Source organism: Limnohabitans sp. WS1, assembly GCF_003063265.1.
Classification (GTDB): Bacteria; Pseudomonadota; Gammaproteobacteria; order Burkholderiales; family Burkholderiaceae_C; genus Limnohabitans_A.
This window is the reverse complement of record NZ_NERU01000004.1, coordinates 251,709-278,525: the sequence shown is the minus strand read 5'-3', so window position 1 is coordinate 278,525 and position 26,817 is coordinate 251,709. Positions and strand designations below refer to the sequence as shown.

At 59.2% G+C, this 26,817-nt stretch carries 28 protein-coding genes; 6 read left to right on the top strand and 22 right to left on the bottom strand.

Going from position 1 to position 26,817, the window contains the following annotated elements; translation table 11 throughout:
* Positions 1-153: 153 nt before the first annotated feature.
* From fliD to B9Z48_RS08385, 13 genes are all read right to left on the bottom strand, one after another.
* A complete protein-coding gene (fliD, locus tag B9Z48_RS08445) occupies positions 154-1,551 on the bottom strand; it encodes a flagellar filament capping protein FliD (protein WP_108377792.1) in 1,398 nt (465 codons plus the stop codon).
* A gap of 77 nt (positions 1,552-1,628) precedes the next feature.
* Positions 1,629-2,543 carry a flagellar hook-associated protein FlgL gene (gene flgL, locus B9Z48_RS08440; RefSeq protein WP_089960328.1) on the bottom strand — a complete coding sequence of 305 codons (915 nt, stop codon included), beginning with the start codon at positions 2,541-2,543 and terminating at the stop codon, positions 1,629-1,631.
* Positions 2,544-2,556: 13 nt separating this feature from the next.
* Positions 2,557-5,046: a flagellar hook-associated protein FlgK gene (flgK, locus tag B9Z48_RS08435; RefSeq protein WP_108377791.1), complete on the bottom strand. Its 2,490-nt coding sequence runs from the start codon at positions 5,044-5,046 to the stop codon at positions 2,557-2,559.
* Entirely contained in the window at positions 5,043-5,516 is a 474-nt protein-coding gene (locus B9Z48_RS08430; protein ID WP_089960322.1) for a rod-binding protein, read from the bottom strand. Before B9Z48_RS08430 ends, flgK begins: the two co-directional genes overlap by 4 nt.
* A gap of 26 nt (positions 5,517-5,542) precedes the next feature.
* On the bottom strand, positions 5,543-6,667 hold the full coding sequence (locus tag B9Z48_RS08425) for a flagellar basal body P-ring protein FlgI (protein ID WP_108377790.1): 1,125 nt from the start codon (positions 6,665-6,667) through the stop codon (positions 5,543-5,545).
* A gap of 26 nt (positions 6,668-6,693) precedes the next feature.
* Positions 6,694-7,422, bottom strand: a complete 729-nt coding sequence (locus B9Z48_RS08420) for a flagellar basal body L-ring protein FlgH (RefSeq protein WP_228769295.1) — start codon at positions 7,420-7,422, stop codon at positions 6,694-6,696.
* Between the two features lie 7 nt (positions 7,423-7,429).
* Positions 7,430-8,218, bottom strand: coding sequence for a flagellar basal-body rod protein FlgG (gene flgG / locus B9Z48_RS08415; RefSeq protein WP_194944804.1), 789 nt, complete (start codon positions 8,216-8,218; stop codon positions 7,430-7,432).
* Between the two features lie 18 nt (positions 8,219-8,236).
* Positions 8,237-8,998, bottom strand: a complete 762-nt coding sequence (locus tag B9Z48_RS08410) for a flagellar basal body rod protein FlgF (RefSeq protein ID WP_089960308.1) — start codon at positions 8,996-8,998, stop codon at positions 8,237-8,239.
* Positions 8,999-9,039: 41 nt separating this feature from the next.
* A complete protein-coding gene (locus B9Z48_RS08405) occupies positions 9,040-11,376 on the bottom strand; it encodes a flagellar hook-basal body complex protein (protein WP_108377789.1) in 2,337 nt (778 codons plus the stop codon).
* A 57-nt stretch (positions 11,377-11,433) separates the two neighbouring features.
* Complete coding sequence (locus B9Z48_RS08400) at positions 11,434-12,123, bottom strand: flagellar hook assembly protein FlgD (RefSeq protein WP_089960303.1); 690 nt, start codon at positions 12,121-12,123, stop codon at positions 11,434-11,436.
* 14 nt (positions 12,124-12,137) lie between these two features.
* Positions 12,138-12,563: a flagellar basal body rod protein FlgC gene (gene flgC, locus B9Z48_RS08395; RefSeq protein WP_108377788.1), complete on the bottom strand. Its 426-nt coding sequence runs from the start codon at positions 12,561-12,563 to the stop codon at positions 12,138-12,140.
* 2 nt (positions 12,564-12,565) lie between these two features.
* The gene (gene flgB / locus B9Z48_RS08390; RefSeq protein WP_089960292.1) at positions 12,566-12,955 is read right to left on the bottom strand and encodes a flagellar basal body rod protein FlgB; all 390 of its coding nucleotides are present in this window, start codon (positions 12,953-12,955) and stop codon (positions 12,566-12,568) included.
* Between the two features lie 206 nt (positions 12,956-13,161).
* Positions 13,162-14,304 (bottom strand): hypothetical protein, encoded by a 1,143-nt coding sequence (locus B9Z48_RS08385; RefSeq protein WP_108377787.1) that lies wholly within the window; start codon positions 14,302-14,304, stop codon positions 13,162-13,164.
* A gap of 65 nt (positions 14,305-14,369) precedes the next feature.
* Between B9Z48_RS08385 and flgA the strand changes: the two genes are divergently transcribed.
* The 3 genes from flgA (at position 14,370) to B9Z48_RS08370 (ending at position 16,039) form a co-directional block, all read left to right on the top strand.
* Positions 14,370-15,176, top strand: a complete 807-nt coding sequence (gene flgA, locus B9Z48_RS08380; protein WP_233261060.1) for a flagellar basal body P-ring formation chaperone FlgA — start codon at positions 14,370-14,372, stop codon at positions 15,174-15,176.
* 121 nt (positions 15,177-15,297) lie between these two features.
* Positions 15,298-15,600 carry a flagellar biosynthesis anti-sigma factor FlgM gene (flgM, locus tag B9Z48_RS08375; RefSeq protein ID WP_089960282.1) on the top strand — a complete coding sequence of 101 codons (303 nt, stop codon included), beginning with the start codon at positions 15,298-15,300 and terminating at the stop codon, positions 15,598-15,600.
* A 7-nt stretch (positions 15,601-15,607) separates the two neighbouring features.
* Positions 15,608-16,039: a flagellar protein FlgN gene (locus B9Z48_RS08370; RefSeq protein WP_158273236.1), complete on the top strand. Its 432-nt coding sequence runs from the start codon at positions 15,608-15,610 to the stop codon at positions 16,037-16,039.
* 1,257 nt (positions 16,040-17,296) lie between these two features.
* Here B9Z48_RS08370 and B9Z48_RS08365 read toward each other — a convergent pair.
* Genes B9Z48_RS08365 through B9Z48_RS08345 form a run of 5 tightly spaced genes read right to left on the bottom strand, consistent with a single transcriptional unit; the run spans position 17,297 to position 21,085 of the window.
* Entirely contained in the window at positions 17,297-17,590 is a 294-nt protein-coding gene (locus B9Z48_RS08365) for an EscU/YscU/HrcU family type III secretion system export apparatus switch protein (protein WP_108377785.1), read from the bottom strand.
* Positions 17,587-18,720 carry a hypothetical protein gene (locus tag B9Z48_RS08360; RefSeq protein ID WP_108377784.1) on the bottom strand — a complete coding sequence of 378 codons (1,134 nt, stop codon included), beginning with the start codon at positions 18,718-18,720 and terminating at the stop codon, positions 17,587-17,589. Before B9Z48_RS08360 ends, B9Z48_RS08365 begins: the two co-directional genes overlap by 4 nt.
* 19 nt (positions 18,721-18,739) lie before the next feature.
* A complete protein-coding gene (locus tag B9Z48_RS08355) occupies positions 18,740-19,306 on the bottom strand; it encodes a hypothetical protein (protein WP_108377783.1) in 567 nt (188 codons plus the stop codon).
* Positions 19,307-19,336: 30 nt separating this feature from the next.
* Positions 19,337-20,626: a hypothetical protein gene (locus B9Z48_RS08350; RefSeq protein ID WP_146186251.1), complete on the bottom strand. Its 1,290-nt coding sequence runs from the start codon at positions 20,624-20,626 to the stop codon at positions 19,337-19,339.
* A 45-nt stretch (positions 20,627-20,671) separates the two neighbouring features.
* The gene (locus B9Z48_RS08345; protein ID WP_228769293.1) at positions 20,672-21,085 is read right to left on the bottom strand and encodes an LPP20 family lipoprotein; all 414 of its coding nucleotides are present in this window, start codon (positions 21,083-21,085) and stop codon (positions 20,672-20,674) included.
* A gap of 410 nt (positions 21,086-21,495) precedes the next feature.
* Here B9Z48_RS08345 and B9Z48_RS08340 point away from each other — a divergent pair, with 410 nt between their 5' ends.
* A complete protein-coding gene (locus B9Z48_RS08340; RefSeq protein ID WP_108377781.1) occupies positions 21,496-22,770 on the top strand; it encodes a sigma-54-dependent Fis family transcriptional regulator in 1,275 nt (424 codons plus the stop codon).
* Between the two features lie 11 nt (positions 22,771-22,781).
* Here B9Z48_RS08340 and B9Z48_RS08335 read toward each other — a convergent pair whose 3' ends face one another.
* The 4 genes from B9Z48_RS08335 to B9Z48_RS08320 all read right to left on the bottom strand — a co-directional run bounded on the left by B9Z48_RS08335 (position 22,782) and on the right by B9Z48_RS08320 (position 25,398).
* Entirely contained in the window at positions 22,782-23,279 is a 498-nt protein-coding gene (locus B9Z48_RS08335) for a hypothetical protein (RefSeq protein WP_108377780.1), read from the bottom strand.
* Positions 23,280-23,356: 77 nt separating this feature from the next.
* Complete coding sequence (locus B9Z48_RS08330) at positions 23,357-24,322, bottom strand: flagellar motor protein MotB (RefSeq protein ID WP_108377779.1); 966 nt, start codon at positions 24,320-24,322, stop codon at positions 23,357-23,359.
* Complete coding sequence (gene motA, locus B9Z48_RS08325) at positions 24,322-25,185, bottom strand: flagellar motor stator protein MotA (RefSeq protein ID WP_089960250.1); 864 nt, start codon at positions 25,183-25,185, stop codon at positions 24,322-24,324. The genes B9Z48_RS08330 and motA overlap by 1 nt, the downstream gene beginning before the upstream one ends.
* Positions 25,186-25,200: 15 nt before the next feature.
* Positions 25,201-25,398 carry a hypothetical protein gene (locus tag B9Z48_RS08320; RefSeq protein WP_108377778.1) on the bottom strand — a complete coding sequence of 66 codons (198 nt, stop codon included), beginning with the start codon at positions 25,396-25,398 and terminating at the stop codon, positions 25,201-25,203.
* 72 nt (positions 25,399-25,470) lie between these two features.
* Between B9Z48_RS08320 and B9Z48_RS08315 the strand changes: the two genes are divergently transcribed.
* Together B9Z48_RS08315 and B9Z48_RS08310 are read left to right on the top strand one after the other, a co-directional pair.
* Entirely contained in the window at positions 25,471-26,397 is a 927-nt protein-coding gene (locus B9Z48_RS08315; RefSeq protein ID WP_108377777.1) for a GNAT family N-acetyltransferase, read from the top strand.
* A gap of 8 nt (positions 26,398-26,405) precedes the next feature.
* Positions 26,406-26,816, top strand: coding sequence for a surface-adhesin E family protein (locus B9Z48_RS08310; protein ID WP_233261059.1), 411 nt, complete (start codon positions 26,406-26,408; stop codon positions 26,814-26,816).
* The last annotated feature ends 1 nt before the right edge of the window (position 26,817 follow it).

The following is a 26,817-nucleotide window of genomic DNA, read 5'->3' as shown; positions in this document are numbered from 1 at the left end:
CGGGGGGGGGCTATCGCGGCGGGGGCGCCGCTCCTACAAGGGAAGATGTTGTGCCGACTTCAGTGGGCCAGTTTATCGGGGCGGGGGCGCCGCTCCTACAAGGGATGGGGCAAGGAAGGGGTCGTGCCAGCTTTATTGGGCTGGCACGATAGATCAGTCGTAGGCCTTCATCATGGCTGTGAAGGTGTTTTTGAGGCCGTCGCGCGTGCTGTTGCTGTTGCCCACCATGCTTTCCATGATGCTGAACTGGCTCGTATAGCGGTTCAAGAGCTTGTCCATGCGGGTTTCCAGCTCGGTCAGTTCTTTTTTGTATTTGGCAATTTGTGTGGTGGCGCTTTTGCTTTGGGTGTCGATCAGACCGGTGGACAGCAGCATTTTTTCAATGCTGTTGACGGCGCTGCCGGCCAAGCCGGCTGGGGCAACGCTGTAAATGCTTTTGTTGTTGGTGCCTGCACTGAACATGGTGGACACCTCGCCAAAGTTGTTTTGCAAGGCAGTGTCGAGCTTGGTTTCGTCGAGTGTGAGTTTGCCATTTCGGTCAATGCTCAGGCCCACGTCGCGTGCCGCTTGGATGGTGGTGCCGGGGGTGCTGGAGGTGCTGATCACCAGATTGCGCACCTGGGTGCGCACCGTTTGCAGCAGGTTTTCGCCGGCCAGCACGCCGCCAAATTCTTCAACTTTGCTGTCGCGGTCGCCCAAAATTTTCAGGGCTGCTTCAAAGTCGTTGTAGGCCGTGACCAAGCCTTTGATGTTGTCTTTGATGCCCGAGGTGTCGCGGTTCAAGTCCAGGCGGGCAGCGCCCGTGCTGTTGGCGTACAGGTCGAGCGTGACGCCATCGATCACGTCGGTGATGGTGTTGCTGCTGCGGGTGACTTCGAGGCCGTTGACCTTAAAGCGGGCGTCGGTGGCCGTTTGCAAAGGCGTGGCAAAGCTCACGCCGCTCACGGCGGTGCCGGTGCCGTTGTTGCTGGTCAGGCTGAAGTTTTTCGCTGTGCCTGATTCGCCCGTGATGACCACGTTGTAGCCGTTGCTGGTGTTGATGAGTTGTGCCGTCACGCCCAGTTTGGCGCCGTTGATGGCGCTGACCATGCCTGCGGGGGTGGCGGTGACGACATTGATGGCCCCTTTGCTCACGCCGCCCACGCTCAGGTCGAGGGTGAAGGCGGCCCCGCCGTTGAGGGCGGTGCTGCGTTCGGCAAAGCTGCTGCTGGCGGTGCGCTGGGCCAGTGCGGTTTGCAGCACTTCGATGCTGTATTGGCCTGTATCGGCCGTGCTGCTGGCGGTGACGCCAAAGGCGGCAGGTTGGGTGTTGGCGGTTTTGATCGAGCTGAAATCGCTGGCGTCGTTGAGTTTGGCAAAGGCGTTTTTGAGGTCAGACAGGGCGAATTTGATGGCGCCGTAACCGGTGATGCGGGCTTCGGATTTGGTGATCTTGGCGTCAATGCGCTCTTTTTTGGGCGTTTTTTCGGCGTCCACCAGGCTTTGGGCCAGGCTCTTCACGTCGATGCCGGAGCCCGCGCCGAGGGTGTTGACAATGCTGCTGGTGGCCATGGCTTGGGGTTTCTATGGTGTTGAAATAATGACAGTGAATCGGCTTGGCTCAAAACAACTTGAGCCACAGCGCCCGATCAGCTCCGGATGTAGTCAAACAGGCTGGAGCCGGATATCTTGGCAAAGCTGCCCATGGCCGCTTCGAGGGACATCATTTCCTGGTTCATGCGGGTGATGGCTTCGGCGTAGTCCAGGTCTTCGATGTCGGACAGGGTGGTTTTGAGGCGCAGTGCAGTTTCGTCCAGCACATCGAGCTGGGACCGCAGCACCACTTGGTCGGAGCCATTTTGGGCTTGCGACAGCGTCAGGGTGTTGTGCATTTGGGTCAGGTCGGCAATGCCTTGCTGAATCTTGGGACTCTGGCTGGTGTTCACGCCCTCGATCATTTGGTCCAGCGCATCAAAAAAGCCCAGGGGCTGGCCGTCGTCGCGCACCACGCGGTTGAACACGTCGGTGCCCGCGCGGCTGAATTGCACGGTGCGCTCCACGCCTGCAGGAATGCGCGTTTGTGTCTGGTCGCCCTGATAGAGCACAGCGCCACTGGCGTCTTCGGCAAAAGCCGGTGTGTCAACCCGGGTGCCCGAAAACAAATAGTTGCCGCTGTCGTCGCGGGTGTTGCCCAGGCTCAGCAGTTGGTCACGCAGGGCTTGCATTTCGACCCCAATGGCTTTGCGGTCGTCGGGTGCCAGGGTGCCGTTGGCGGCTTGAATGCCCAGCTCTTTGAAGCGAATCAACACGTCGTTGGAGGCGGACAGGGCGGTTTCTTCGGTGGTGTAGCGGCGCATGGCCACGTCCAGGGTGCGCATGTGGCTTTCTTGGCGCTGCACCTCACCCTTGAGGCGCTGGATGGCCGCGGCCTGATCGGGGGCGGCGCTGGGCGAGAGGATTTGTTTGCCCAGGGCCATTTGGGCTTGGGTGGTGTTGAGCTTGTTTTGGATGGTGCTCATGCGCTCGGTGGCGCGTTCAAACATCATGGAGGTCGAGATTTTCATAGGGCGGTCTCAATCAGCGGATTTGCAAAATGGCGTCGAACATGGACATGGCGGTTTGCATGACCTTGGCGTTGGCCTGGTAGGCCTGTTGAAAACGCACAAGGGCCGAGGCTTCTTCGTCCAGGCTGACGCCTGAAATGCTGTCGCGGTCGTCTTGCGCCTGTTGGTAGACCACCTCCAGGGCTTGCTGCGAAATGGCGGCTTGACGGGCCACGTTGCCGACCAGGTTGACGCGCTCGATGTAGGCCTCGGTGATGGTCAGTCCACCGGGCATGAGGCGTTGGTCTTCGAGTGCCACCAGTTGCAGCAGGGTTTCGTTGTTGCCAATGCCGTCTTTGTTGCTGTCCATGGTGAAGACATCGCCCGCTTTGGGCGCGGTAGAAAACACCAGTTTCAGGCCACGGTAGCTCAGGCTCAGGTTGGATGAGCTGGGGTCCAGCGTCAGTTGGCGTTCGGCCAGCACGGTTTGGCTCGCCTTGTCCACCATTTGGTAGGCGCTGCTGGAGCTGAACTTGACGGTCATGGGGCTCTCGCGCAGGGCCTGCTTGGCATCGCCCTCGATGCCTGCAAACTGAGCGCTCACGAGTGCGGTGCCGGGCTGGCTGCTGCGGTCGGTCACAAAGACCAGCAGGTCGTCTGCTGCGCTGCCTGCGATGACGATGCGGGTGTCAAAGCCCAGCTTTTTCAGGTCTTGGGGTGTGCCTGTGCTGCCCAAGCCCAGGCGGATGTCGTCTGTGGTGTTGGTGCTTGGGCGGCTCAAGACCAGTTGGCCCGCCACCGCGCTGGCGTTGATGCCGGTCTGGGGGCTTTGGTCATTGAGCCAGGTGACGATGTCACCCAGTTGCAGGGGGCCTGTGGTGTTGAGCGCAGACAGGGCCTGGCCATTGAGCGTGAAGGTGTTGGCGGCAATGGGGCCTGCAAAACTCACAAAATCACCGCCCGTCAGCTCGGCTGAGCGCTGGATGGGGGCCAGCACTTCACCGGTTTCCAGGTTGAATTGTTGTTCGAGTCGCACCTCGGCTTTGGCCCCCATGAAGATGTCCATGTCGAGGTAGGTGGGGCTGTTGGCGCTGCTGTAGGTGGCGTTGAGCCCGTTGGCGCTGTAGGTGGCACCGGCTTCCAGGCCATTGCTTTTTTGGACCAACAAGGCTTGTTCTTTGGCGGTGAGCGTGGTGCCCAGCAAGTGACGGCCATCGCGTGTGAGGACTTGGAATGATTGGCCCTCGCCCGGGTTGTTGAGTGTCAGCGACAGGTCTTGGGTGCCCAGGGCCACCAAACCCAAACTGGCAAAGGGTTGGTTGACGCTCATGTTGACCCCCACCGTGGCGGTTTGGGGCGTTTGGGCCAAAGCCAGGTCGCCCAGCAGTGAGGTGGGGCCCTCAAATGTGGGAGCTTTGTAGCTGATGCGGGCTTGTGCGGTGCCGGTGTTGAGCGGGGCATCGATGACACGGAACTGGCCCGCAGCGGCGACCCGGTTGGCGTCTTGAATGAGCAGGTTCATGCCTGCTGCCTGGCCGGATTGACCGGCTGCAAAGGCAAACAAGTCGCCCCCCAGCTGCCCTTCGGCGTCGACACCGTCGCGGTGAACGGTGTTGATTTCTTGCGCCAGGGTCGTGGCCAGATCGTTCAAAGAGGCTTGGACGGTTTGGAGCACCTGGTCACGGAAGGTCATCGTGCCACCGATCTTGCCGCTGGTGATGCCGGGGATGGGCTCTGGGCTGCCATAAGGGTCAATGACAAATTCGAGCTGGCCTGCCTCAACGACAGAAGCTTGAACACTGAGGGCGCGGGCTGTGTTTTGGTTGACCAAAATGTTTTGGTCCAGGCTGACGACCACGGCACCGTTGGTTTCAAATTCGGTCTTGACCTCGACCAGGCCCGAGAGTTTGCGCAGCAACAAGTCACGCTGATCGAGCAGTTCAGAGGGTTGACTGGCCACCGTGGTGTGCCGGGTCATTTGTTTGTTCAAGGCGGCGAGTTGGCTGGTCAGGGCGTTGACTTGGCCGACGTCGGTTTCCACCGATTGGCGGGTTTCGTTGTCGAGCATGTCAAATTGACCTGCCAGTTGGCGAAACCGTGCCGCCAGGCCATCGGCATCGCGCAGAAAAATGCTGCGCGACACCACCGAAGCCGGGTCGCTGGACAGGTCGCGGGCCGATTCAAAAAAGCGGTTCATCGCAGTGGTCAGGCCGATGCTTTCGTCGCCCATGACGTCGATCAGGCGGTTCACATAAGACAGCAGGGGCTTTTGGCTTTCTAGGTCGCTGCTGCTTTTGCGCAGGTTGGCTTCGATGAAGGCGTCGTATTGGCGTTGCACCGCTTCAAAGCGTGTGCCGGTGCCCAAATAGCCGGTGCCAAATTGACGCGGCTGGTTGGCCGTGAGCGTGACATCTTGGCGGGTGTAGCCCTCGGTGTTGACGTTGGCGATGTTGTTGGACACGGTGGCCAGCGCCCGCTGGTACGCGGTGACGCCCGAGCTGGCAATGCTGAGTAGGTCGCTCATGGTTGATCTCCAAGTTTGAAGCCGCTGTTGCGCTCCAGTCGATAGGCCTCAATGGCGGAAGGTTTGAGTGACATGGGCTCGCGTGCAGGGTTCAGGGGCAGGGCGGGGGCCACGCCGTGGTGGTCTGGCTGACGCGAGCGCAGCGCATCTTGTGTGCTCAGGGCTTGGCTTTGGTTCATCTGGCGCTCCAGCATGTCGGCCAGGCCCATGCCGCCGCGTTTGGCCATGCTCAACGAGACTTCTTTGTCCATGAGGTCTTGGTACATCTCGATGTTGCCGCCTTCGACCAGGTCGCTTTTTTCGATGGACTCGCGCATGGTCTTCATCATTTGCTGAATGAAATAGGCCTCGAACTGTTCGGCGGTTTGGCGCACGGCCTTGCTGGGGTCGCGTGCGGCTTCGCCCTTCAATTGCGCCAAGGCGTTGAAGTCCAGATAGCTGCTGGAAGAGGTGCGGGCGATGTCGCTCATGGTGTCGCTTTAAAAGGTGTGGGGCGTTAGATGATGATGAGCTCGGCCCGCAAGCTGCCTGTGCTTTTGAGGGCCTCCAAAATGGCGATCAGCGCCGACGGGGTGGCCCCGACTTGGTTGACGGCATCGACCACCTGGCGCAAGTCCACGCCGGGCTGGAACAAGAACATGGGTTTGTTGGGTTCGCTCACCGAAATTTCGGCGTTTTGCACCGGGGTGGTCTGCCCTTGGCCCATGGGGTTGGGTTGCGAGACTTCGTTGGTGGCGGCAATGGCCACCGAAATCGTGCCGTGTGCCACGGCAGCGGCCGTCACGCGGACATTGCGGCTGATGACCACGGTGCCGGTGCGCGAGTTGACGACCACGCGTGCGGGCGGCTCACCGGGGATGACGTCGAGGTTTTCCACCAGGCTCATGAAGGCCACACGCTGCGACATGTCGGCGGGGGCCCGGATGGCCAGGGACATGCCGTCGATGGCGCGTGCCGTGCCTTCACCAAAGTTTTTGTTGACCGCGTTGACGATGGCCGTGGTGGTGGTGAAGTCCGATTCGCGCACGTTCATGACCACATGGTCGGCGGTTTCAAAAGGCGTTTCGACCATGCGCTCGACGGTGGCCCCGTTGGGAATGCGCGAAGAGGTGGGCACGCCAATGCTGACCTTGGAGCCAGCGGCGCCGCTGGCGATGCCGGTGGCGTTCAATGCGCCTTGGGCCAGGCCATAAACCTCGCCATCCACGCCGCGCATGCTGGTCAGCAACAGGTTGCCGCCGCGCAAATTGCTGGCCTTGCCGATGGCGGAGACGTTGATGTCAATTTTTTGACCCGGCTTGGCAAAGGGGGGCAATTCGGCCGTGACCATCACGGCGGCCACGTTTTTGATGTCGATCTTGCCTGCGTTGGCGCTTTGCTCAAAGTCCGACAGCGGTCCATCCAGGCTCACGCCCATGCGGCTGAGCATGGACTTCATGCTTTGCGCAGTGAAGGACACATCGGAGCCGTCGCCCGTGCCTTGCAAGCCGACCACCAGACCATAGCCAATGAGTTGGTTGGTGCGACCTGCCGCCACGCTGGCCAGGTCTTTGATGCGGTCAGCCCAGGCGGTGCCCGAGGTGGCCATCAGCAAGATGAGGGAGATGAGGGTGGTTTTCATGGCCTGTCCTTGGGGTGTTCAGGAAGTTAAAAGGGCCAGAGGCTGAACAAGGCACGGGTGCCCCAGCCAGCCTTGGTGGCATTGGCCATGTCACCCGAACCCCGGTAGGCGATTTGGGCGTTGGCCAGGCGGCGAGACTGCACCACGTTGTTGGGCGAGACATCGTCGGGGCGGATGATGCCGCTGACCTGAATGACCTCGGCCCCTTCGGTCAGGGCCAGTTGTTTTTCGCCGCGCACCATGAGGTTGCCATTGGGCAGCACTTCGGTCACCGTGACGGTGACCGAGCCGCTCAGGCTGGCGCGTTGGTCGGCGGTGCCTTTGCCCGCGCTTTCGATGGTGGCGGCGTTGAGGTTCAGGCCACCCAGAACCCCATCGAGTTTGGTGCCCAAAATTTTGGTGGGCAGGGCCGCACCGGCGAGTCGGCTGGTCAGACCCGAGGGCACCACATCGTTGGCGGCTTCGCGGCTGAGGTTGTTGATTTGTTGCCGACCGGCTTGGGTCGATTCGTTGAGGTCTACGGTGATGACATCGCCCACCCGGTAATTGCGTGTGCGGCCAAAAAAGTTGTCGCTCATGCGGCCGTTGTAGATGGCCCCCGTGGCCATTCGGGGTCTTTCGACGGCGGACGGCATGACCGGTGCAAATTCGGGTGAGTGGGCCATGGGCGGGGCGGGCGTGCTGCAAGCGCCCAGCGTCAGGACCGTGACCGCGAGGGTGGCGACTTTGAACATCAGGGGCAGGACGTGGTTCATGGCGTCATCACATGTTGTTGTTCAAGAAGCGCAGCATGCCGTCCACGGCAGAGATGGCTTTGGAGTTGATTTCGTAGGCGCGTTGGGTCTCGATCATGTTGACCATTTCTTCGACCACGTTCACGTTCGAAGCCTCGAGTGCGCCTTGCATCAGCTTGCCCGCACCCTCCAGGCCGGCCTGGGTCACGATGGGCGCACCACTGGCACTGGATTCTTTGAACAGGTTTTGGCCCATGGCTTGCAGGCCAGCGGGGTTGGCAAAACGGGCCAGCTGAATGACGCCCAGCTGCAACGGGGCACCGCCCGCAGCGGGTTCTGCAGAGACGGTTCCATCCTGTCCGATCGAGATGGTGGCCACGTTGGGTGGAATGGTGATGGGTTGTGGGCCCAACGGTGCGCCATTGGAGGTGACCAGCACACCCGTGGCCGAGAGTTTGAAGTTGCCATCACGCGAGTAAGCCGTGGTTCCGTCAGGCTGGGTGATCTGGAAAAAACCGTCACCTTGCACCGCCAAATCGAGTGCGTTTTTGGTGGTCACAAAGCTGCCCTGGGTGTGGGTTTTTTCGGTGGCCACAATGCGCACACCTGTGCCCAGCATCAGGCCTGTGGGGGCTTGTGCGTCGGCACTGACCTGAGCGCCGGGTTGACGCAAGTTTTGGTAGAGCATGTCCTCGAAGTTGGCGCGGTCACGCTTGAAGCCCGTGGTGTTCACGTTGGCCAGGTTGTTCGAAATGACCGACATGCGCGTTTGTTGCGCGTCGAGGCCGGTCTTGGCAATCCACATTGATGCATCCATCGTGTTCTCCTGTGAGGTTTAAGCGGTTTTCATCATGGAAGTGCCGGACTCGTCGAGTCCTTTCATTTCCTTGATAACGCGAATTTGTGTTTCAAAACTGCGCGACTGGTCGATCAAGCGGGTCATGGACTCGATGGCGCTGACATTGCTGCCCTCCAAAGCTCGCGGAATCATTTGTGGCAGTTGTTCGGTGATGGGCAGGTCTGTGCCGTCCGGTTGTTCGGAGATCTTGAACAGACCATCTTCGCGGCGGGCCAGGCTGACGCCTGTGGTGTCGCGCAGACGCAAACGGTCAATCAGCACATCCGGGGCCGGTCCGACTTGGGCCGGGTCTTTGGCAAAAATGCTGCCGTCGGGCGTGATGTTGACCAAAAAACCCGGCGGTATGGTGATGGGCCCGCCTTCACCCAAGACCAGGTGGCCCGAGCCATTTTCGAGTTGCCCCTGGATGTTCACCCTCAGGTCTCCACGGCGCGTGAAGGTCAAATCCCCATTGGGGGCCTGGACCGACATGATCGTTGTGCCACCCATGGCCACATCCAATGGGCGGCCTGTGGCCATGACGGGGCCGGGGTCCATGCGGATCAGATCGCGGGCAATGCTTTGAACTTGGAACCGGGACTCAAAACCAGGGCCCTCGACCTTGACCGATTGCAAGGCCACGTCGTAGCTGCTTTTGAAACCCACCGTGGACACGTTGGCCAAGTCGTTGACCAAGACCATGCGTGCGGTGGCCTGCTCTTTGATGGTGGCACTCGAGTTAAAGACAAGGCGGTCCATGGGGGTGTTCTCGTGGTTGCAGTCAGGGGAGATTCAGGGCTTCAAGAACGGATGTTGATGATGGCGCTGGTCATGGTGGAGCTGGTTTCAATGGCCTTGGCGTTGGCCTGGAAGTTGCGCTGCGCGGTGATCAGGTCCACCAGCTCTTGGGTCAGGTCCACGTTGGCGCGTTCGGTGGCACCGGCTCGCACGGAGCCGAAACCGGCTGAGCCGGCTTCGCCGATCTTGGCCGCCCCTGAAGAGGCATCGGCCAGATAGCTCGCATCACCGACTTGGCGCAGGCCCGAAGGGCTGGAGAAGTTGGCCAGCACAATCTTGCCCAACGACGCTTGTGATCCGTTGGAATAGGTGGCGTTGACCAAGCCGTCAGGGCCAATGTTCAAACCCATCAGCTCACCCTCAGGTGCGCCGTTTTGACTTTGTGACAAGACGGCAAATGGGCTGGAGTATTGGGTGGACTTGGTCAAGTCGATCGACATGGTCAATGCACCCTTGCCGCCTTGCAAGAAAGTGGTTTCAAAAGGCAGTGAAGTCAAAGGCGAGACCGCTCTGCCGGCCAGGTCAAAGGTCAGCTCGCCGCGATCGAGGTACACGGGCCACCATTCGGTGGTGTCCGACAACCCTGCGACATCCTCGGTTTGAATGCCGTTTTTGACGTACTGTGGCGCACCGTTTTGGGTGAATTGCGTCAACTTCTTCCAATCCGTGGTCGCGCCAAACTGCATTTCTGTGTTGGCCAAACCCCATTCGGCTGAACCGCTGACCTGAATGGCCGCGTTGTTGCCGGTGGTGGCTGTGCTGAAGCTGAGTTGTTTGGTTTGGGGGTCAAAGCTCACGGTGACGCCAGAAATCTTGCGGCCGGTATCGGGGTCCACGATCGCATTGATCCTGTCTTGCAAGGCCGTGGTGAAGGCGTCAATGTTGGTGTAGGTGGTGGGGAAGGGCAGCGAGATGGCGGCGGCAATGCCATCGACAGAGATCAAAAAGTCTTTGTTGGCCGAGGTGATCGCCACGCTTTTGGTCGAGTTGATGGTCAGGGCTTCACCGCGCAAGACTGCGGGCTCACTGGGCTTGCCGCGCAGGGCTTCCGTGGTGGATGCCACCACGGTCAGATTGTCCGAGGGGGCCAATCCCATCAGGTCGATGGCTTTGGCGTTGGCCCCCGTGATGGCGATGCTGGACGTGTCACCGGTGGTGCCCGAGGCGATGGAGAAGCTGGCTGTGGCGGGGTCAAAGTTGACCGTGACGCCATAGCGTGCGTTTTTCTTGAACTCGTTGACGTCGAGGGTGGCGGCGTTATCGGGCGTGTCGGCCGATGAAGCGAGCAGGTTGTTGATGGCCGTTTCAAGGCGGGTCGCCAGGACCTGCGGGTTGGCGTCAGTCGCTTGTAAATCCAGGGTGATGGTTCGTGCCAGAGCGTCACCGTCGACATTGATGTCGAAGGTCAAAGGGCCCGTGACGTTTTGCAGTGCCCCGCCCGTGAAGTTGGCCGCGGTCAAAGGACTGCCCAAGGCCGTGGCTGACTCAGAGGCGCGGACGTCGGTCAATTGGTCCAGCGAAAACATCTCGGTGGTGCCCGAGCTGGGCACCACACGCGGATCACCCTTGGGCAAGACGTCGCCGTATTTGTTGACAAACAACTGGCTGCCCAGGACATCGGTGGCTTGCTGCAGCGCCGGTTTGACTTCGGTGTCGCCCACAAAAAAGTAGGTTTGCCATTTGGCAAATGGGCTTTCGATCGAGGGGCTTTCGGTCTTGACGTAATACACCGATGCCAAGTAGCCGTTGCCGCCGCTGTCGTACACCGTCAGTGCGGTGCTTTTGTTGTAGGTGCTGGGCTTGGTGCGGTCAAAGTCAGCGTTGATCACGGCCGAGTCGGCGGGCAAGTTCAGGCCCAACTGGATTTTGGTGGTTTCCACCGCTTCGCCGATGGTTTTGGGCGGGATGGTCAGCACATTGAGGTTGGTCAGATCGGCTTTGCCCGACGAGTCCACCGAAGCGGCCATCAAGCGCTGGCCGGTGGCGTTGACCACGTTGTTTTGGTCATTGAGGGTGAAGGTGCCGTTGCGGGTGTAGACGTCTTGCAGACCTTCAGGCGTTTTGAGCGTGAAGAAACCGTCGCCTGTGATGGCCAGGTCCAGCGAGTTGCCCGATGTCGAGATGTTGCCTTGTGTGAATTCTTGGGTCACTTGCTTGAGCAAGACGCCCTGGCCAACGTTGCTGGACGACTTTTGCAGCGGGGAGGTCGAAAAAATGTCGCCAAAATCAGCCCTTGAGCGCTTGAAGCCCGAGGTGCCCACGTTGGCAATGTTGTTGGAGGTGACCGACAGCTGCGATGCGGCCGAATTCAGACCGGTGAGTGAGGTGTAGAAGGACATGGTGAAGGGCTCCTGAAATGCGCTGGGTGTGAAAGGGTTTGCAGGGGGCTGGCGGTGTTAACCGCCCACACGCTTGACGTCGGTCAGCAGCATGGTTTTGCCGCCATCGACTTCGACGCTGACACTGCCGTCTGCCGGGCTGGTGGAGATGGCCCGCACGGTGGACAAGGTGCTGACCGGGACTTTGACGGTTTGACCGTTCACGACGGCGGTGGCGCTCAATTGGTACAGGCCTGTGGGCACTGGGTTTTCTGCCGCGTCTTTGCCGTTCCACTGGAGGCTCATCGTGCCAGGCGTCTGGGGGCCTTCGATCATGTTTTTCACCAAGCGGCCTTGGGCGTCGTTCACCGTGATCTGTACGCCGCTGGCACCCATGGGCAGACTCAATGTGGCCTCCATCGATCCGCCAGCGGTGAGCTGGGTGGGGGTGTCGGTGATGGCCACTTTTTTGCCAATCAAGGCTGCACTGCCCAGCATGCGCTCGCTCGACATGGAGGTGACAAAACCGTCCAACGAGGTCTGCATATTGGTCAATGCTTCGAGTTGGGAGAACTGCGCCAGTTGGGCCACAAAGGCTTCGTTCTTGACGGGCTCCAGCGGGTTTTGGTTTTGCAACTGGGCCGTGAACAAGGTCAGGAATTCCTGCTTGCCCATTTCTTCTTTGGTTTTCTTGGCTTGGTCTTTGACGTCTTCGTAACGCGAAACGTTTTGGAGCAAGCTCGATGAGGTGACGGTGTTGGTGGCCATGGGGTGCTTTCTGTTCAGGCCTTGGTGATGTCCAGCGTGCGCATCATCAATTGGCGTGCTGTGTTGATCACTTCGACGTTGTTTTGGTAAGACCGTGCCGCAGCCATCATTTCCACCATTTCGGTGACTTCGCTCACGTTCGATTGGTAGACGTAGCCGTTTTCATCGGCCATGGGGTTTTTCGGGTCGGAGACGCGCCGGGGTGGTGCGGCATCGTCGGCCATGCGCAAGACCTTGACGCCGCCCACGTATTGCGCGCCGCTGTTGGTCATCTCCGAGTCCATCAGGGCCTTGAAGATGGGGCGCTTGGCGCGAAAAGCATCTTGTTCGGTGGTCGACACCGTGCCGACGTTGGCCAGGTTGGAGGCGGTGGAGTTCATGCGGGTCAGCTGCGCGTTCAGCGCTGTGCCTGCAATGCCAAAAATATTGTCCATGCTCATGTTCAGTCTCCTCGCAAGGCTTTGCGAATGCCGCTGACGCGGTTTTCCAGAAAATTCAGCGTCGCTTGGTAGTCGGCGGCGGCTTTACCGTAATTGGCTTGCTCCACGCTCATCTCGACGGTGTTGCCGTCAAATGAGGTGTTGAAGGGGATGCGGTAACGCATGCCATCGGGGTTGAGCTCCTGGCCCACTGCAAAGTGGCCTTTGTTCGTGACTTGCATGGCGGCACCCTGAAGTTGGGTCTCTTTCATCACGGCTTTGAAGTCGATGTCCCGCGATTTGTAGTTGGGGGTGTCGGCGTTGGCGATGTTTTGAGCCAACACTTCCAGGCGTTGACTTTTGACATTCAAGGCTTGTTCGTGCACGCCAAGTGCTTGGTTGAGCAAATTCATCTGAACTCCTGATGAGACGGTTCGAGGTTCTGGGTGGGCCAAACTTTTGACCCGATCGGCTCAAGTTGAGCCGCTTGACTTCGATATCAGCAAAATTGATGCCAACCTTGTTTGGTGGACTTTGCCTGCAGGGTGTGAGGCAAAAGCACACGGCAGCGGCAATTTGTGGTCACCGGCAAAGACCTGCGGCCATCCTTTGCCGCTGCTCAGCGCATGCCGGTGGGCGAGTTGCTGCCCACCTCGTTGTACAGACGCGCCACCTGGCTCTTGCCGGGCGCACCCAAGACAGCGGCAGCAGACGGCTTGGCGCTCATGGGCAGCAGCGCTTGAGTCAAGCTGTGCAGTCCAGCCAGGATCGAGTTGCGTGTGATCGGGGCCGCTGTGTCTTGGCCCACATGCAGGAAACGCGCTTGTGGCCCGGCAATGGGCAAGGGTGCATCGGGGCGGGTTTCCTGGCGTGCGGCGGGGGTCAACACCGTCAGGTACAAATCATCCAAACCCAGGGCTGGGCCTTGGCCGCGCAGACCGGCCTGCGAGAAATAACGGTCCACCAGGTCGAGCTGCTGCAGCAAACCCATGCCCAAAATATCGCGCGGGTTGTCTTTGAAACCCACCGAGGCCGCGCCCCGGTTGGGACCGTTGCAAAACTGGATGATGCCGTGGCAGTTGCCATTGCTCGCTTGCGGGTTCATGCCGCCACTCTCCATCAGGGTCAGGCGTGCAAAGTCATCGGGTTGAAAGTTGTAGCGTTTTGCCAGGGTCAGCACCTTGTCGCGCACCGCAGGCACTTCGGCTGCTGCAACAAAGCCTTTGGCCACGGCCCGCTCCAATGTGCGATCCAAAATCGGGTGGCCTGCGCTTCTGGCCGACGCTTGGGTCCAGGTGACCGGTCGGGCAGCCAAGGCGTTGCGGGTCAAAGTGGCGGCAGCGGGTGCGATGGAGGCATTCAGTTTGTTCAGTGCCTGGGTGCTGCGGGCATTCAAATCCAGCGGCCCAAAGGACTCTGCTCGGGCCAGGTCGGGCATCTGTAAGGATGAAAAATCAATTTTTTGACCCGTCTGGATCACATTGGGGTTCGCGATGTCATTGCGAGCGGCCACTTGGTGCGCCAGTCGCATGGCCTGGTTTTCTGAAATCGGCAGTTGGTTTTGCCGGTAATGGGCCTTGACCAGACCAATCAAGGTGTCGCCCGTTTGGACTTGCACGAACCCTGGACGCTGGGTCTCTTGGGACATCACCTGTCCAAACGCGAGCGTGGGTCTGGACGAGGGCTGTGACTCGTTCCTGCCGGTCTGGATGGCAGGGTTCAGCGCGGGCAGGGTGTTGGATGAGGGCGGCAGCTGGGTCATGTCAGAGTGTCTTGTTCTGTGGTGTGTTGAAGCCTGGTCTCGTTTTTGCTTGGCATCTGGAAATCATGAACAACGTCAAAACTTCCACACCCATGAACGCCTTCAAGCAAATGCTGTGCCGACTTCTGGATCAGTTGGCCCTTCGGTGTTGGTGTTGGGCTGCCTTGTTGTGTTGTTTCAATGTCAGTGTTTGGGCCAACCCCCGTGCACAGCCGGACACCCCGGCCGCCGTCCTGCAAAAAGCGGTGGTCGATTGGTCTGCACAAACCCAAGCGGTCGATCCAGACAAGGTGGTGATGGCCCCGCTTGACCCTCGCCTGCAGGTGCGAGCCTGCAGCAGCCCCTTGGCCATGGACCTGCCCTTTTCAAGTGCCGAAACAGTCCGCGTTCGCTGCGCCGACCCCGCCTGGCAGCTGTATGTGCGGGTGAGCTTGCCCACTCGTGTGCCCGCCCAGGCCCCGGTACAGGCCGCGGCCAAGCCCCCCGAAAAACGCCAAGTGCTGGTGGCCACCATGGCGCTGCATCGGGGCATGAGCTTGAGTGCTGAACATGTCCGGGTGGCCGAGCTGGATGCGCAAGGTCTGCCCGCCAAAGTGCTGGAGCAGGTGTCACAAGTGAAATACGTTGAGTTGCTCCGCGATGTGCGCCCTGGCGCCCCCTTGAGCAGCCAGGATCTGCGCCCCATGGTGTTGGTCAAAAGAGGCCAGATGGTCTTGATGTCGATCGGACAAGCCCAGGGTTTTCAAATCTCGGCCCGGGTCGAAGCCCAGCAAGACGGTCGCTATGGCGAACAGATCAAACTTAAAAACAGCGAATCAGGCCGAATACTGACCGGAATGGTCAAAGGCCCCAACTTGGTCCAAGGCCTGTGAGGCCGCGGCCTGTTTAATTTTTCAAAAACGATTTTCGAGCTCAAGATTTAGAATCTACCGTCGAATCTGATGGAGAGCGATGTCTAAGCTCACTGACCATAAAACAGAAAAGAGAACCTACATGACGGATCCCATCTCCAGTTTTCGCCGGGTTGCCCAAATGGACTCGTCCAACCGCCAAATGTCTGCCAAGGGCCAGGAAGGCGCTGTAGAAGCCACGCCCGAAGTCCGCGTCGCACCTTTGTCGCCTCAGACTGACGAAGTTCAACTGAGCGCCCTGGCACAAAAAGCCATGCAAGAGCCCGAATTTGACCGCGCCAAAGTCGAGGCCATCAAACTGGCGATCCAGCAAGGTCAGTACCACATGGACTCTCGCCGGATTGCTGAAAGCTTCATGGCTTTGGAAAAAATGATCAATGAGTGACGCCGGCATGAGCACCCAGCTGCCCGCGCACGAGTTGACCGACACCCCTTCGGGCCGTCTCAGCACTTCAGTGCCCGTGGATGCGGCTCGCCTGAGCGAGTTGCTGGCCCAAGAGTTCGAATTGCTCAAAATCCGAAACATTGCTGGATTTGAAGCCCTGCAAGAAGAAAGAATCACGCTGCTTGAGCGATTGGCTTGGGTGGCCGAGTGGGCCACAGCCCAATCCCCTGTTCCTCAGTTGTGGCAAGACCTTCAGCCTGGTTTGCAACAATGCAAGCAAGATCATTTGCGCAACATCCAGTTGCTGCAGCGCCAACTGCAAGGGGTCAAGGGTGCCTTGCAAGCCCTCCAAGGCGAATCCAGCGCCACGGTCGACCTTTACGACCGCATGGGCAAAGTGACACCCTCTCCGTTGGCCGGTCCCTTCCTCGACGCCTGAGCCCGCAGTGGCGCATTCCCTGTGTTGGACCTGAGGGTCAACATCCATACCACGACCCATCGCCCCGAGGGCGGGGCTCCCACAAAATGCAGGCAGCCCCCTGTAGGAGCGACGCCCCCGTCGCGAAAAGCCTCGCAGACCACCACCCATCGCCCCGAGGGCGGGGCTCCCACAAAATGCAGTGCACTGTCCCTGTAGGAGCGACGCCCTCGTCGCGATAGAGCCTCGCAGACCACCAAGAATCGCCCCGAGGGCGGGGCCCCCACAAAATGCAGGCATTCCCCCTGTAGGAGCGACGCCCCCGTCGCGAAAAGCCCCGCAGACCAGCACCCATCGCCCCGAGGGCGGGGCTCCCACAAAATGCAGGCATTCCCTTGTAGGAGCGACGCCCTCGTCGCGAAAAGCCTCGCAGACCAAGACCCATCGCCCCGAGGGCGGGGCTCCCACAAAATGCAGGCATTCCCCCTGTAGGCGCGACGCCCCCGTCGCGAAAAGCCTCGCAGACCACGACCCATCGCCCCGAGGGCGGGGCTCCCACAAAATGCAGGCATTCCCCCTGTAGGAGCGACGCCCCCGTCGCGAAAAGCCTCGCAGACCACCACCCATCGCCCCGAGGGCGGGGCTCCCACAAAATGCAGGGCACTGTCCTTGTAGGAGCGACGCCCTCGTCGCGATAGAGCCTCGCAGACCACCAAGAATCGCCCCGAGGGCGGGGCTCCCACAAAATGCAGAGCATTCCCCCTGTAGGAGCGACGCCCCCGTCGCAAAAAGCCTCGCAGACCACCAAGAATCGCCCCGAGGGCGGGGCTCCCACAAAATGCAGGGCACTGCCCCTGTAGGAGCGACGCCCCCGTCGCGAAAAGCCTCGCAGACCACGACCCATCGCCCCGAGGGCGGGGCTCCCACAAAATGCAGGCAGCCCCCTGTAGGAGCGACGCCCTCGTCGCGAAAAGCCTCGCAGACCACCAAGAATCGCCCCGAGGGCGGGGCCCCCGCAAAATGCAGTGCACTGTCCCTGTAGGAGCGACGCCCTCGTCGCGAAAAGCCTCGCAGACCACCACCCATCGCCCCGAGGGCGGGGCTCCCACAAAATGCAGTGCACTGTCCCTGTAGGAGCGACGCCCCCGTCGCGAAAAGCCTCGCAGACCACCAAGAATCGCCCCGAGGGCGGGGCTCCTACAAAATGCAGGGCACTGTCCCTGCAGGAGCGATGCCCTCTTCGCGATAGAGCCTCGCAGACCACTCCACCGTGCCGGATCAAGAGGGGTCAAGGTGTCTGTTTTTTTCGTCACCAGGGCGCATGCCTTTGAGCCAATAAACCCACGACAGGATCACGGCCACAGCGGTGTAGAGCTCAGGGGGGACTTCCTTGTCCAGGTCGATTCGGCTGAGCAAGGCCAGCAAATGGGGGTCTTCGGACACATAGACGCCATGGCGCAGTGCCTCATCGATGATTTTTTGGGCCAGGTCGTCGTCGCCCTTGGCGGTGACGACCGGGGTTTTGCGCAGGCCGTATTCCAAGGCAATGGCTTGCTTGAGCGGCGTTTTCATGTCTTGATGTCCAGCAAGCTGCCGGTTGCTGGAGGGTGCCAGGTCACGGGTTCGGTGGGGCCCGGTCCGTGAATGACCATCAGCCGAGTCATGTTCAATCCGGCACTGTCCAGCTCTTCTTGCAGATTGGGCGTGAGTTCCCGGGCGCGGTGCACCACATCTTCTCGCAGGGCCCACATGACCATGTCGACCTCGGTTTGTTGGTGGATGCGGGTTTGCAACCAGATCTCGCCCAAGTCCCGGTTGCGTGTGTGCAGGTGAATGACCAGCGGCGGCTTGTCTTTGCCCATTTGGCGGCTGCGTACAAAGCGCAAGGCCACCGGTTCTGCATCGGCAAAGGGCAGCATCATGGACAGCACCCATTCACGGCCATTCAGTGTTTCGGCGGCTGTGATTTGTCGCGATTCGATGTCGTCCAGCGCTTCCTGTACCCGTCCCATGGCCTCGCTTGAGGTGCTTTGCAGCAGGCGCAGCAGTTGGCGCAGTCCGGTTTTCAGGTCCACCAGACCCTGGGCCTGCCCTTGTGCGAGCAGGGCTTCGGTGGACAGGCCGCTGCGCTGCAAGAGTTGCTTGAGTTTTTCGGGTGTCAGCTGGGCCATGTGGGGGCGCATGCTTTGCCATTGCTGCAAGGCTGCCACTTCGGGGGCGGCGGGGTTGAGGCCTTGCAGCAAAGTGTCAAGTCCGCCAGGCCGCAGCAGTTGCGCCAGCGCAAGCATGTCTGGTGGCCGATAGCTCAGTTGTTGCAGGCGACTGGGCATCTGCGCATCGGGCGGGACGCTGCCTGTACCCATGTTCAAACCTGCGCGGTTGACGCCTTGGGCTGGCAGGGGGCGCAGCAAAATGGAGCCGTCGGCCTGCACCTGCACACGAAACAAGGCCGTGTCGCCCGCCGCCAGGCGCAGCCCTGTGGGCAGGTCTTTGGGCAAGTCAATGAAGCGTCCTGCTTGGGCGGGGTCTTGCAGCACCAAGCGCAGACGGTCTAGGCGCGACTCGATGACCGCCTGGATGATCTGACCGTCGCGCAAACCCAGTTCGGCAGCGACACGCTCGACCACCAGAGGCAGCCGGCCCTCCCAAATCACGGTTGGGGTTTTGGGGCTCAGGTGGGCGGTTTCAGCCCCGGTGATCATTGGCTTGCCCGATCTGTGATCAGGGAAAGCGCACCCAACGCTTGGGTTCCTTGCTGTCTTGTTGGGTGGTGGCTCGCTCTGCACTGGGTCCGCCAACGTTGTTCAGCAAAGCCACTGAGGCAGGGTACTGAGCGAGCAGCATTTGACGCAAAGCGGCCATGCTGGGCACCTGCAAAATGGTCCCGGTTCGCATCTGATGGGGTGCGCCAGACGGAAAGGCTTGGGGGTTCAGGGTGACGAAGGCTTTGCGCAAAAAGTCGGGGTGCAAGGGGACATCGGGCAAAGCCCGCCGGATCAGTCGGTCCAGGGTTTCGCCGCGTTGCACGGTGACTGTGCCACTCACGGCGCTGGTGGGGGCCGACGCGCCAGCCATTGCCGTGCTCGCTGCGGGGGACCCAACCGACGGCTCCGCTGTCTGGCGCAAGCCGCCTTCTTGCTGGAAGACCGCTTGTGGGCCCAGCAGCGCTGTCAGGGCCAGGCTTGCGGTGTTGTCGGTCGACCAGGCCGGGCTCGATGCGGTGGCCAGGAGGCTGGCCAGAGCCAGCCAGGCGGCTTGACGAATGGGCGGTGAAGCGGCGTGGGTCATGGTGTCATTTCCGTAGCAAGGTGAATGGGTTCACAAGGGAAGCGCCATCCAGGCACCTTGTGAGGCCAGGGCAGGGCCTGCCAGTTGCTGCAACTCGGTGCGGTTCCTGCCGACTTTGACCACTTGGGCCAAAGCCAGGTGCTGCGCCACACTGGACTCGAGCATGCGGCTGGGCACATGGCTGGGGTTCATCAACAAGACACGGTCACCGGGGCGAAGGCCACTGTCCAGGCCCGCTTGCAGCTCCAGGCCAAGGCTGGCGTTGCGTCGCACATGAAACTGTATGGGCTCGCATTCGGTGTGTTTGTCCAGCAAAGCCACCCATTGGCTCATGTGGTTTTGCAGCTCGGCTTGCAGACCTTGGGCCCAGCTTGTGGGGTTTTGTCCCAGTTGCAGGGGTGCCACCGAGATGGTTTGTGTCATTTGCCACTCAGGCTGCAGGCTTGAGCCAGGGTTGGTTTTTTGACCCAGTTTCAAGTGCAGTGTCCACCGCCACTCGGGCGCTTGGGTGCTTGAGTTCAAGCGTTCGGTCCACGAGCTGGGCGGTGTTGCTGCAGGGGCGTGCGGCTGCAGGGAAAATTCGGCCACCCATCCACTGCGTACATCGTTGGGGCCTGTCAACAAAGCGCGCATGTAATGGTTTTCCACCTCAGGGGCTGGGGTGGGGGCCAGCGCTTGGGGGCTCCAACGCTGCGAGCTTTGCAGTTGCTTCGTCCAGGTTTGCTGTGCCATGTTCAGCAGGGTTTGGCTGGCAAATTGTTGGGGGCCACTGAATCCGCTCAGATCAAGGGCCTGAACGCCCACAGGCAAACGCCAAGGATTGGGCGGGGCTTGGCAACTTTGAGTGGTGCCCACAGGCTTCCAGCCCCAGGGCAAGACTTCGGCGCTGACTTGGGGCTGGGGCTCATCGCCTTGCACATACTTGAGCACGCGTACACCCCGCACTTTGGCCTCGGAGTGGAAGTGGGATGCCTCGTGCAGCGCCCCCTTGTCGTCCACCCAGGCTGAGCTGATCACGCGGGTTGGGCGGTCCAAGGTCGCGTCCAAAATGGCCTGGCGGATGGCCGATAACTGGGTTTCGTGTTCTTTTTGCGGTTGCGTCAGCGCGGTTTGATTCGCATTGGCAACGGGCTGTGACGCCATGCGCACAGCGCTCATGGCCACGGCTTGGGTGGCCAACTCAGCCGGGCTGAGGCTTTCGGCAGCGGCCAGGGTCCCCAAGCAAGCCGTCAGCACGACAGCGCTGCGGCCAAGCCATGTCTTGGTCCAGCCAGCCTGGCCGGGCAGGGCAGGGCTTGGCAGTTCGGGGGTGCTCAGCATGGGGAATTCCAATCCAGGGTTGGCCTTTGGTGTGTGGCGCAAAGATCAGCGACGGCGTGAGGCCATTTGGCCCAGGTACAGGGCTCGCAGGTCACGCACCACGTTCTGGTCCAGCGACATGGTGGTCTCGTAAGTGTCCTCACCCACCGGGGTGATGCTCACCATGGTGGCCCCATAAATGACGCCTTCAACTTTGGCGCGGAAGGTGTCGCTCATCACGGTCATGTCGGCCACGGTGGTGGCGGCGTCGAGTTGTTGGCCATAAACCTGCTCGGTCAACGAGCGGTAAGCGTCCAGTTTGGACGCCCGGATGGCCAAGAGGCGTTGCTGCGCTGGATTTTTGTGGTTCTGCACGCTGATGACGGCATAGCCTGTGGCCACCAGGGTTTCGCGCTTTTCGACCAAGGGCGTGATCATCGAGGTCGGCGGCGTGGGCATGACCGTGGCTTCTTGGCTCACGGTGTTCAAGGGTATGAAATGGCATCCAGCCAAGGCTAAGGTGGTCAGCAAGGCGGCTGTCAGTGATCGGCTAGGGGTCATTGTCCTTCTCCATGAACAGACACCTACGCCTCACATCGTGGCGCTCAAAATGGTGTGTCTTGAAGGCTACATCGGCACGAAAACCCCCATCTTGAGCCGATGGGGCCAGTTTTTTCAGATGTTTTTTTATGAGTATTTTCAAATGATAAATTTATAGATTTATAAATTGAAAATCAAATTTCAAGGTTAAAAATTGCTAAATTTGCTCTTAACGTTTAAAAGTCAATCAATTTAAAAATAATGGCAATTTTTTTATTTACCTATAAGATTTGATCAACATCAATACAAGTCCTCATGGTCAATGGACTCCCACCCGTTACTTGAACACCATGAAAGTCACTCTAAAACCCCAAATTCTTGGACCCAGCCGTGCCACGCAATTTCTGCGAGAGCTGATCCAGACCTTGTCAACTTCTTCATCGACTGCCTTGGTCACCGGTGAGAGTGGGACGGGCAAAGAGCTGGTGGCGCAAGCGCTGCATGCACAAGGGCCGCGATCCGCAGGGCCCTTTGTGCCCATCAATTGCGGGGCCATTCCTCGTGACTTGATTGAAAGCGAACTCTTCGGTCATCGCAAAGGTGCCTTCACCGGGGCCGTGGCCGACCGTTTGGGGCGCTTTGAGTTGGCCCATGGTGGCACCTTGTTTCTGGACGAAATCGGCGACCTGCCCATGGACATGCAAGTCAAGCTGCTTCGTGTTTTGCAAGAACGCTGCATCTTGCCCGTGGGGGGCTCGCGTGAGGTGCCGATCGACGTGCGCGTGGTGGCCGCCACCCACAAAAATCTCGAAGCAGAAGTGGCTGCGGGGCGCTTTCGTGAAGACCTTTACTACCGCATCAACGTGCTGCCCATCACCACCACGGCCCTGCGCGAGCGGCCTGATGACGTTGCTTGCTTGCTGGCTTTTTATGCCGACAAGCATGTGTTGCCCGGTCAGCGTCCTTTGAAATTTGCGCCCGACATGCTGAAATTGCTCCAAGCCTACGCTTGGCCTGGCAATGTGCGTGAACTGTCCAATTTGGTGGACCGTTTTTCGACCTTGTTTCCATCGCAAACTATGCATGTGCACACGGTGCCCGCCTGCATGATGCCCTCGGGTCTGGCTGTTTTGCAGGCCCAACGGCTGAACCCGGTGTCGCCGGTTTTGCCTGCGCTGCCCACCCCCTTGGCGGCCCCCGTCGACGCACGACCGAGCAACCCGGTTGTGCAGGTTTTTGCTGTGGATGAAGCCAGCGGTGCACCTGCTGATCCAGCATCGGCCAGCCCTTGGGATGAGCGCGACCCGCTGATTCAGTTTCTGGGCGGTGGCGATGAGGTGCGCAGCCCCTCGGACATTTCCGCGATGCCCCCCATGGCCTTGTCGGCTTCGAACGACGAAATGAGCACGGTCGAAGAAGTCATATTGTTGGCCCAAGGCATTCAGATGCTGCCGCCCGATGGCATCTCGATCAAGCAGCACCTGATCGACATCGAGCGCACCTTGATCGAGCAAGCCTTGAACCGCACCCAAGGCAATGTGTCTCAAACGGCCAAACTTCTGCAATTGCAAAGAACCACCCTGATCGAAAAAATCAACAAGTACGAGTTGCGTGGATTTGCCTGAGCTCTCTTTTTTTAGAAGGGCGGTTTGATCACTTTGGCGCAAGTGCCTTTGATGAGGTTGACTTTGCGCCCGTCACTGATGCTCAGGGATTGAACAAAACTGCCTGTTTTGCGGTCCAATACAAACTCTTCGCCAGTGATCATGACGCCAAAGCGCTGGAACATCGCCGGGCGATAAATCTTCAGTCGCGTGCCCATCAGCTGCAGTGTGCCTGTGCGGCTTTCAGAGATGCTGATCTTGCCTTGGTACCAGCCTGATTTTTTCTCAAAATCAATCTGAGCCATGGTGATTCTGGAGGGCTCGTTTTCTTTGATGCCCAAAGCCAGTTGACCGTCCAGATCCAGATCCAGTTCACAAATCAGATCCATGACCCCTTTGCTGTCTCCAGGCATGCTTTGGGCTGTCAATTCGGGCTCTGGACGGCTGTCCCCCATGAGGTGCACCAGCCCCCAGATGCCGCCCATGATCAACAGACCCATGGCGATGCCGATTGCAATATTTTTGAACATGGGAAACCTTTAAAAGGTATGGGTTGATGGACCCAAGCGGTTTGTTATCTTGACATGGCTTTAACGCATCGACCAGATCATTGGTTCAGCACCGTGATGCTGACGCGGCGGTTGCGCGGGTCTGCAGGATTGCCCGGTACTTTGGGGTTGGTATCGGCGACGCCTTCGATGCGGGAAAACCGATTGGCGTTGATGCCCTGAGATTGCATGAACTGCCGCGTGGCATCGGCCCGCTCGGTCGACAAGCTCCAATTGTTGCGCATGCTGTCAGGTGCAAAACCCATGCTGTCGGTGTGTCCACGAATCGCCAATTTGTTGGGCAGTGGTTTGAGCGATTGGGTCACTTCGGCCATCAGGGCAGCGGCTTTGTTGCTCATCACTGCGCCGCCCGAGGCGTACATGGCGAAGTCGGCCTTGTCGATGACTTCAATGCGCAAGCCGTCCTTTTCGCGCGTGATGCTGACTTGGTCCTTGATTTTTTCAAACTGTTGACTTTCAGACAGTTTCTGCTTGAGGTCCTTTTCGACCTTGTCGAAATTTTCCTTGTCTTGTTTCTGGCTCGGTGTGCCGGTGCCGCTTTCTTTGCCGGGGTCTTGCTCGGAAGGGCCGTCTTTGTTGTTTTCTTCCTGAGACGAGCCAAAGCTCTCGCCTGGGCCACCTTGGGCCTTGGGCGTCAGGCGCTCCAGCATCGCTGTTTGTTTGGCGGAGAAAGGAAAACCATCGGGGTCGATGATGGACTTGCCGCCGAACAAGCCGTTGGAGCCTGCCATTTCGCCAAACACGATCTGGCTGTGGGAGGAGGGCCTGAAATAGTCGGCCACGCTTCTGCGCTTGTCTTCGTTGTTGGCGCCCAAAAGCCACATCAACAAGAAGAAAGCCATCATCGCCGTCATCATGTCGGCCAAGGCGATTTTCCAAGCGCCACCATGGGCACCTGCATGACCCTCTTCGACAATGATTTTGCGAATGATGGGCCGAACGACCGGTGAAGCTGCTGCCGCTGGATCGGTGGCAGCAGGGGCTGCATTTGTTGCTGTGGCCATCAGGAACCTCGCATGCCGTCAAAGACTTCGGAGAAGCTCGGTTGGCAGTGGTGAGAGATGCAGGCCCGGGCTGATTCGATCACCAAGGGTTGTGGATGCCCCTTGAGGTTGGCCACGATCATCTCTCGGATCACGTCGAACATTTGCGAGTCTTCGTTGATGATTTGGGTCAGCCGCCCGGCAAAGGGCTCAAACATGCCGTAGGCCAAAAACACGCCCATCAAGGTCCCCACCAGCGCGGCACCAATCAGCGCACCGAGGACAGGTGGGGGTTGGTCAATTGCACCCATGGTCTTGACCACACCCAACACGCAGGCCACGATGCCCAGTGCGGGCAAACCGCCCGCAATACTGGCCAGCGCACCGGGTGCCAACAAGGCTTCATGGTGGTGCACCTTGATGGCTTTTTTCATCAAGTCGTCCAAAGCATCGGCGTCCAGATTGCCCTGCGAGATCACCATCAATCGAAGGGGATCACAAATCATCTGAACAATGGATTTGTCTTTTGACAATTTGGGAAATTCCCCAAAAATCGGGCTGGAGTCGGGGTTCTCGACGTGCGATTCCAGGGCCACGACCCCCTCTTTTTTCATCACGTTTTGCAGTTTCCCAATCAAGAGCATCAGGGCCAGGTAATCCGCCTGATGCCACTTGGGTCCCTTGATGCACTGACCAATGCCCGCCATGGCGGCCTTGAAGACAGGAAAGCTGTTGGCCACCAAAGAAGCGCCAATGGCGGAACCTCCGATGATGAGAAATTCGAAAGGTGCGGCTTTGATGATGGGGGCCATTTTTCCGCCAGCAAGGACGTAACCGCCAAAAACGGCACCAAACACAACCGCTAAACCGACAAAGAAAAACATGGTGGCCCTTTAAGTCTAGACAATGCACCAAACACCGATGCACCAACCCAGCGTCCATTGAAAAAAGAAGTCCAACAAATTGCCCAGCAAAATGACAGGCAGACCCATATACAGGGCCCCCCAAGTCCAACCCAACACGGTCAAGCGGGCTTTGGGAATGTCATGCCCCAAGATGGCATGTTCTTGAGGGGATGACGCGCTCTTTTTTTCCATAGACACCTCCATTTATCGGACTCAAATGGGTTATCTTGAGTTGAATTTGATAAATTTGCCAAGAATTACGATATGGATGTGAAATGGGAGTCTCTGTCGCAGGCCGATTGGGAAGAATTTCACTCGTCCCAGCGCGGCGCTTTGCAGCAGGCGTGGATTTACGGTGAGGCCTTGACTTCATTGGGGGTGAGCATGGCGCGGGCCATGGTTTGGCAAGATGGCCAACTGGTGGCGATTGCCCAATTCATGAGCAAAAGGGTGCTTGGCTACATCTCTTTGGCCTCTTGCACACGGGGACCGATTTTTCATCCCGATCTCAGCCCCGCTGATCGTGCGGCCATCTACAAGCGCTTGCGCCAATCGGTTCCAGTGCCGCACTTGAAAGTGCCCTTGTTTTCGCCAAATTGCTCGGGCGAACAACTCGATCCAGTGGAAACCCGCGGCATGTCACGGGTGATGACCGGTTATTCCACCGTGCTGCTCGATTTGACCCAAGCACTGAGCACTTTGAAGGCTCAGCTTGAGGGCAAGTGGCGCAACCGCTTGAACAAAGTGTTGGCCAATGTGAAGCTGCAAGTGCATGTGCAAGCGAGCTTGAAGCGCTGTGACTGGCTGCTGGGCCAGGAGCTCGCCCAGCGCGAGGCCAAAAAATTTCATGGGCTGCCCACCGATTTTGTGAAGGCCTATATCGCCTGTGCTGCCGACCACCGTCAGGCTTTTGTGGTGGCCTATGCCGAGCTTGGCAAGAACACCGTGGGCGGCATGCTCTTTCTGATTCACGGCCGGGTTGCGAGTTACCATGTGGGTTGGTCTGACGAAGAAGGCCGACGGCTCAATGCCCACAATGCCTTGCTCTGGCAAGCCATGGCTTACCTCAAGGACATGGGCATTGAGGTGCTTGATCTGGGGGGCGTCAATACCCACGATTTACCCGGCATCTCACGCTTCAAATTGGGCGCAGGCGGTCAACCTATCACCCTCGCGGGAACTTATTTTTGAGAGCAAACATGACGATGCCAGTTTTTTCATTGCGTGGTGTGGTCCGGTGGGGGCTGTGCTGTGCAGGCTTGCTCAGTGGCTTGATTCCTCTGGCCGCGCAGGCGTGGACCCGCATGGGCGAAACCCCGGAAGTGGCGCTTTACGTCAACCGCAATGCCATCGAGCGGGAAGACAGCATTCGCAGGGTCTGGGAAATGCAGGACCTGAAAACACCCGACGCTGAAGGGGTGCGCTCCAGACACTATCTGAACGAATACGACTGCACCTACAAAATGCACCGTTTGGGCCAGATGACCAGCTACGCCGGTCCCAAAATGACAGGTGAAAAACTCGCCAATGTCAAAGAAATGGGCTACTGGCGAAAGATCCCGCCCAATGGTGTTTTTGTGCTGACTTACATTGCCGTGTGCATCGAGTAAG

What these genes read in the sequence shown, in the direction of transcription:
- fliD (WP_108377792.1), bottom strand. Translation starts at nt 1,551, where the DNA reads ATGGCCACCAGCAGCATTGTCAACACCCTCGGCGCGGGCTCCGGCATC.
- flgL (WP_089960328.1), bottom strand. Translation starts at nt 2,543, where the DNA reads ATGAAAATCTCGACCTCCATGATGTTTGAACGCGCCACCGAGCGCATG.
- flgK (WP_108377791.1), bottom strand. Translation starts at nt 5,046, where the DNA reads ATGAGCGACCTACTCAGCATTGCCAGCTCGGGCGTCACCGCGTACCAG.
- B9Z48_RS08430 (WP_089960322.1), bottom strand. Translation starts at nt 5,516, where the DNA reads ATGAGCGACATCGCCCGCACCTCTTCCAGCAGCTATCTGGACTTCAAC.
- B9Z48_RS08425 (WP_108377790.1), bottom strand. Translation starts at nt 6,667, where the DNA reads ATGAAAACCACCCTCATCTCCCTCATCTTGCTGATGGCCACCTCGGGC.
- B9Z48_RS08420 (WP_228769295.1), bottom strand. Translation starts at nt 7,422, where the DNA reads ATGAACCACGTCCTGCCCCTGATGTTCAAAGTCGCCACCCTCGCGGTC.
- flgG (WP_194944804.1), bottom strand. Translation starts at nt 8,218, where the DNA reads ATGGATGCATCAATGTGGATTGCCAAGACCGGCCTCGACGCGCAACAA.
- B9Z48_RS08410 (WP_089960308.1), bottom strand. Translation starts at nt 8,998, where the DNA reads ATGGACCGCCTTGTCTTTAACTCGAGTGCCACCATCAAAGAGCAGGCC.
- B9Z48_RS08405 (WP_108377789.1), bottom strand. Translation starts at nt 11,376, where the DNA reads ATGTCCTTCTACACCTCACTCACCGGTCTGAATTCGGCCGCATCGCAG.
- B9Z48_RS08400 (WP_089960303.1), bottom strand. Translation starts at nt 12,123, where the DNA reads ATGGCCACCAACACCGTCACCTCATCGAGCTTGCTCCAAAACGTTTCG.
- flgC (WP_108377788.1), bottom strand. Translation starts at nt 12,563, where the DNA reads ATGAGCATGGACAATATTTTTGGCATTGCAGGCACAGCGCTGAACGCG.
- flgB (WP_089960292.1), bottom strand. Translation starts at nt 12,955, where the DNA reads ATGAATTTGCTCAACCAAGCACTTGGCGTGCACGAACAAGCCTTGAAT.
- B9Z48_RS08385 (WP_108377787.1), bottom strand. Translation starts at nt 14,304, where the DNA reads ATGACCCAGCTGCCGCCCTCATCCAACACCCTGCCCGCGCTGAACCCT.
- flgA (WP_233261060.1), top strand. Translation starts at nt 14,370, where the DNA reads ATGAACAACGTCAAAACTTCCACACCCATGAACGCCTTCAAGCAAATG.
- flgM (WP_089960282.1), top strand. Translation starts at nt 15,298, where the DNA reads ATGACGGATCCCATCTCCAGTTTTCGCCGGGTTGCCCAAATGGACTCG.
- B9Z48_RS08370 (WP_158273236.1), top strand. Translation starts at nt 15,608, where the DNA reads ATGAGCACCCAGCTGCCCGCGCACGAGTTGACCGACACCCCTTCGGGC.
- B9Z48_RS08365 (WP_108377785.1), bottom strand. Translation starts at nt 17,590, where the DNA reads ATGAAAACGCCGCTCAAGCAAGCCATTGCCTTGGAATACGGCCTGCGC.
- B9Z48_RS08360 (WP_108377784.1), bottom strand. Translation starts at nt 18,720, where the DNA reads ATGATCACCGGGGCTGAAACCGCCCACCTGAGCCCCAAAACCCCAACC.
- B9Z48_RS08355 (WP_108377783.1), bottom strand. Translation starts at nt 19,306, where the DNA reads ATGACCCACGCCGCTTCACCGCCCATTCGTCAAGCCGCCTGGCTGGCT.
- B9Z48_RS08350 (WP_146186251.1), bottom strand. Translation starts at nt 20,626, where the DNA reads ATGCTGAGCACCCCCGAACTGCCAAGCCCTGCCCTGCCCGGCCAGGCT.
- B9Z48_RS08340 (WP_108377781.1), top strand. Translation starts at nt 21,496, where the DNA reads ATGAAAGTCACTCTAAAACCCCAAATTCTTGGACCCAGCCGTGCCACG.
- B9Z48_RS08335 (WP_108377780.1), bottom strand. Translation starts at nt 23,279, where the DNA reads ATGTTCAAAAATATTGCAATCGGCATCGCCATGGGTCTGTTGATCATG.
- B9Z48_RS08330 (WP_108377779.1), bottom strand. Translation starts at nt 24,322, where the DNA reads ATGGCCACAGCAACAAATGCAGCCCCTGCTGCCACCGATCCAGCGGCA.
- motA (WP_089960250.1), bottom strand. Translation starts at nt 25,185, where the DNA reads ATGTTTTTCTTTGTCGGTTTAGCGGTTGTGTTTGGTGCCGTTTTTGGC.
- B9Z48_RS08320 (WP_108377778.1), bottom strand. Translation starts at nt 25,398, where the DNA reads ATGGAAAAAAAGAGCGCGTCATCCCCTCAAGAACATGCCATCTTGGGG.
- B9Z48_RS08315 (WP_108377777.1), top strand. Translation starts at nt 25,471, where the DNA reads ATGGATGTGAAATGGGAGTCTCTGTCGCAGGCCGATTGGGAAGAATTT.
- B9Z48_RS08310 (WP_233261059.1), top strand. Translation starts at nt 26,406, where the DNA reads ATGACGATGCCAGTTTTTTCATTGCGTGGTGTGGTCCGGTGGGGGCTG.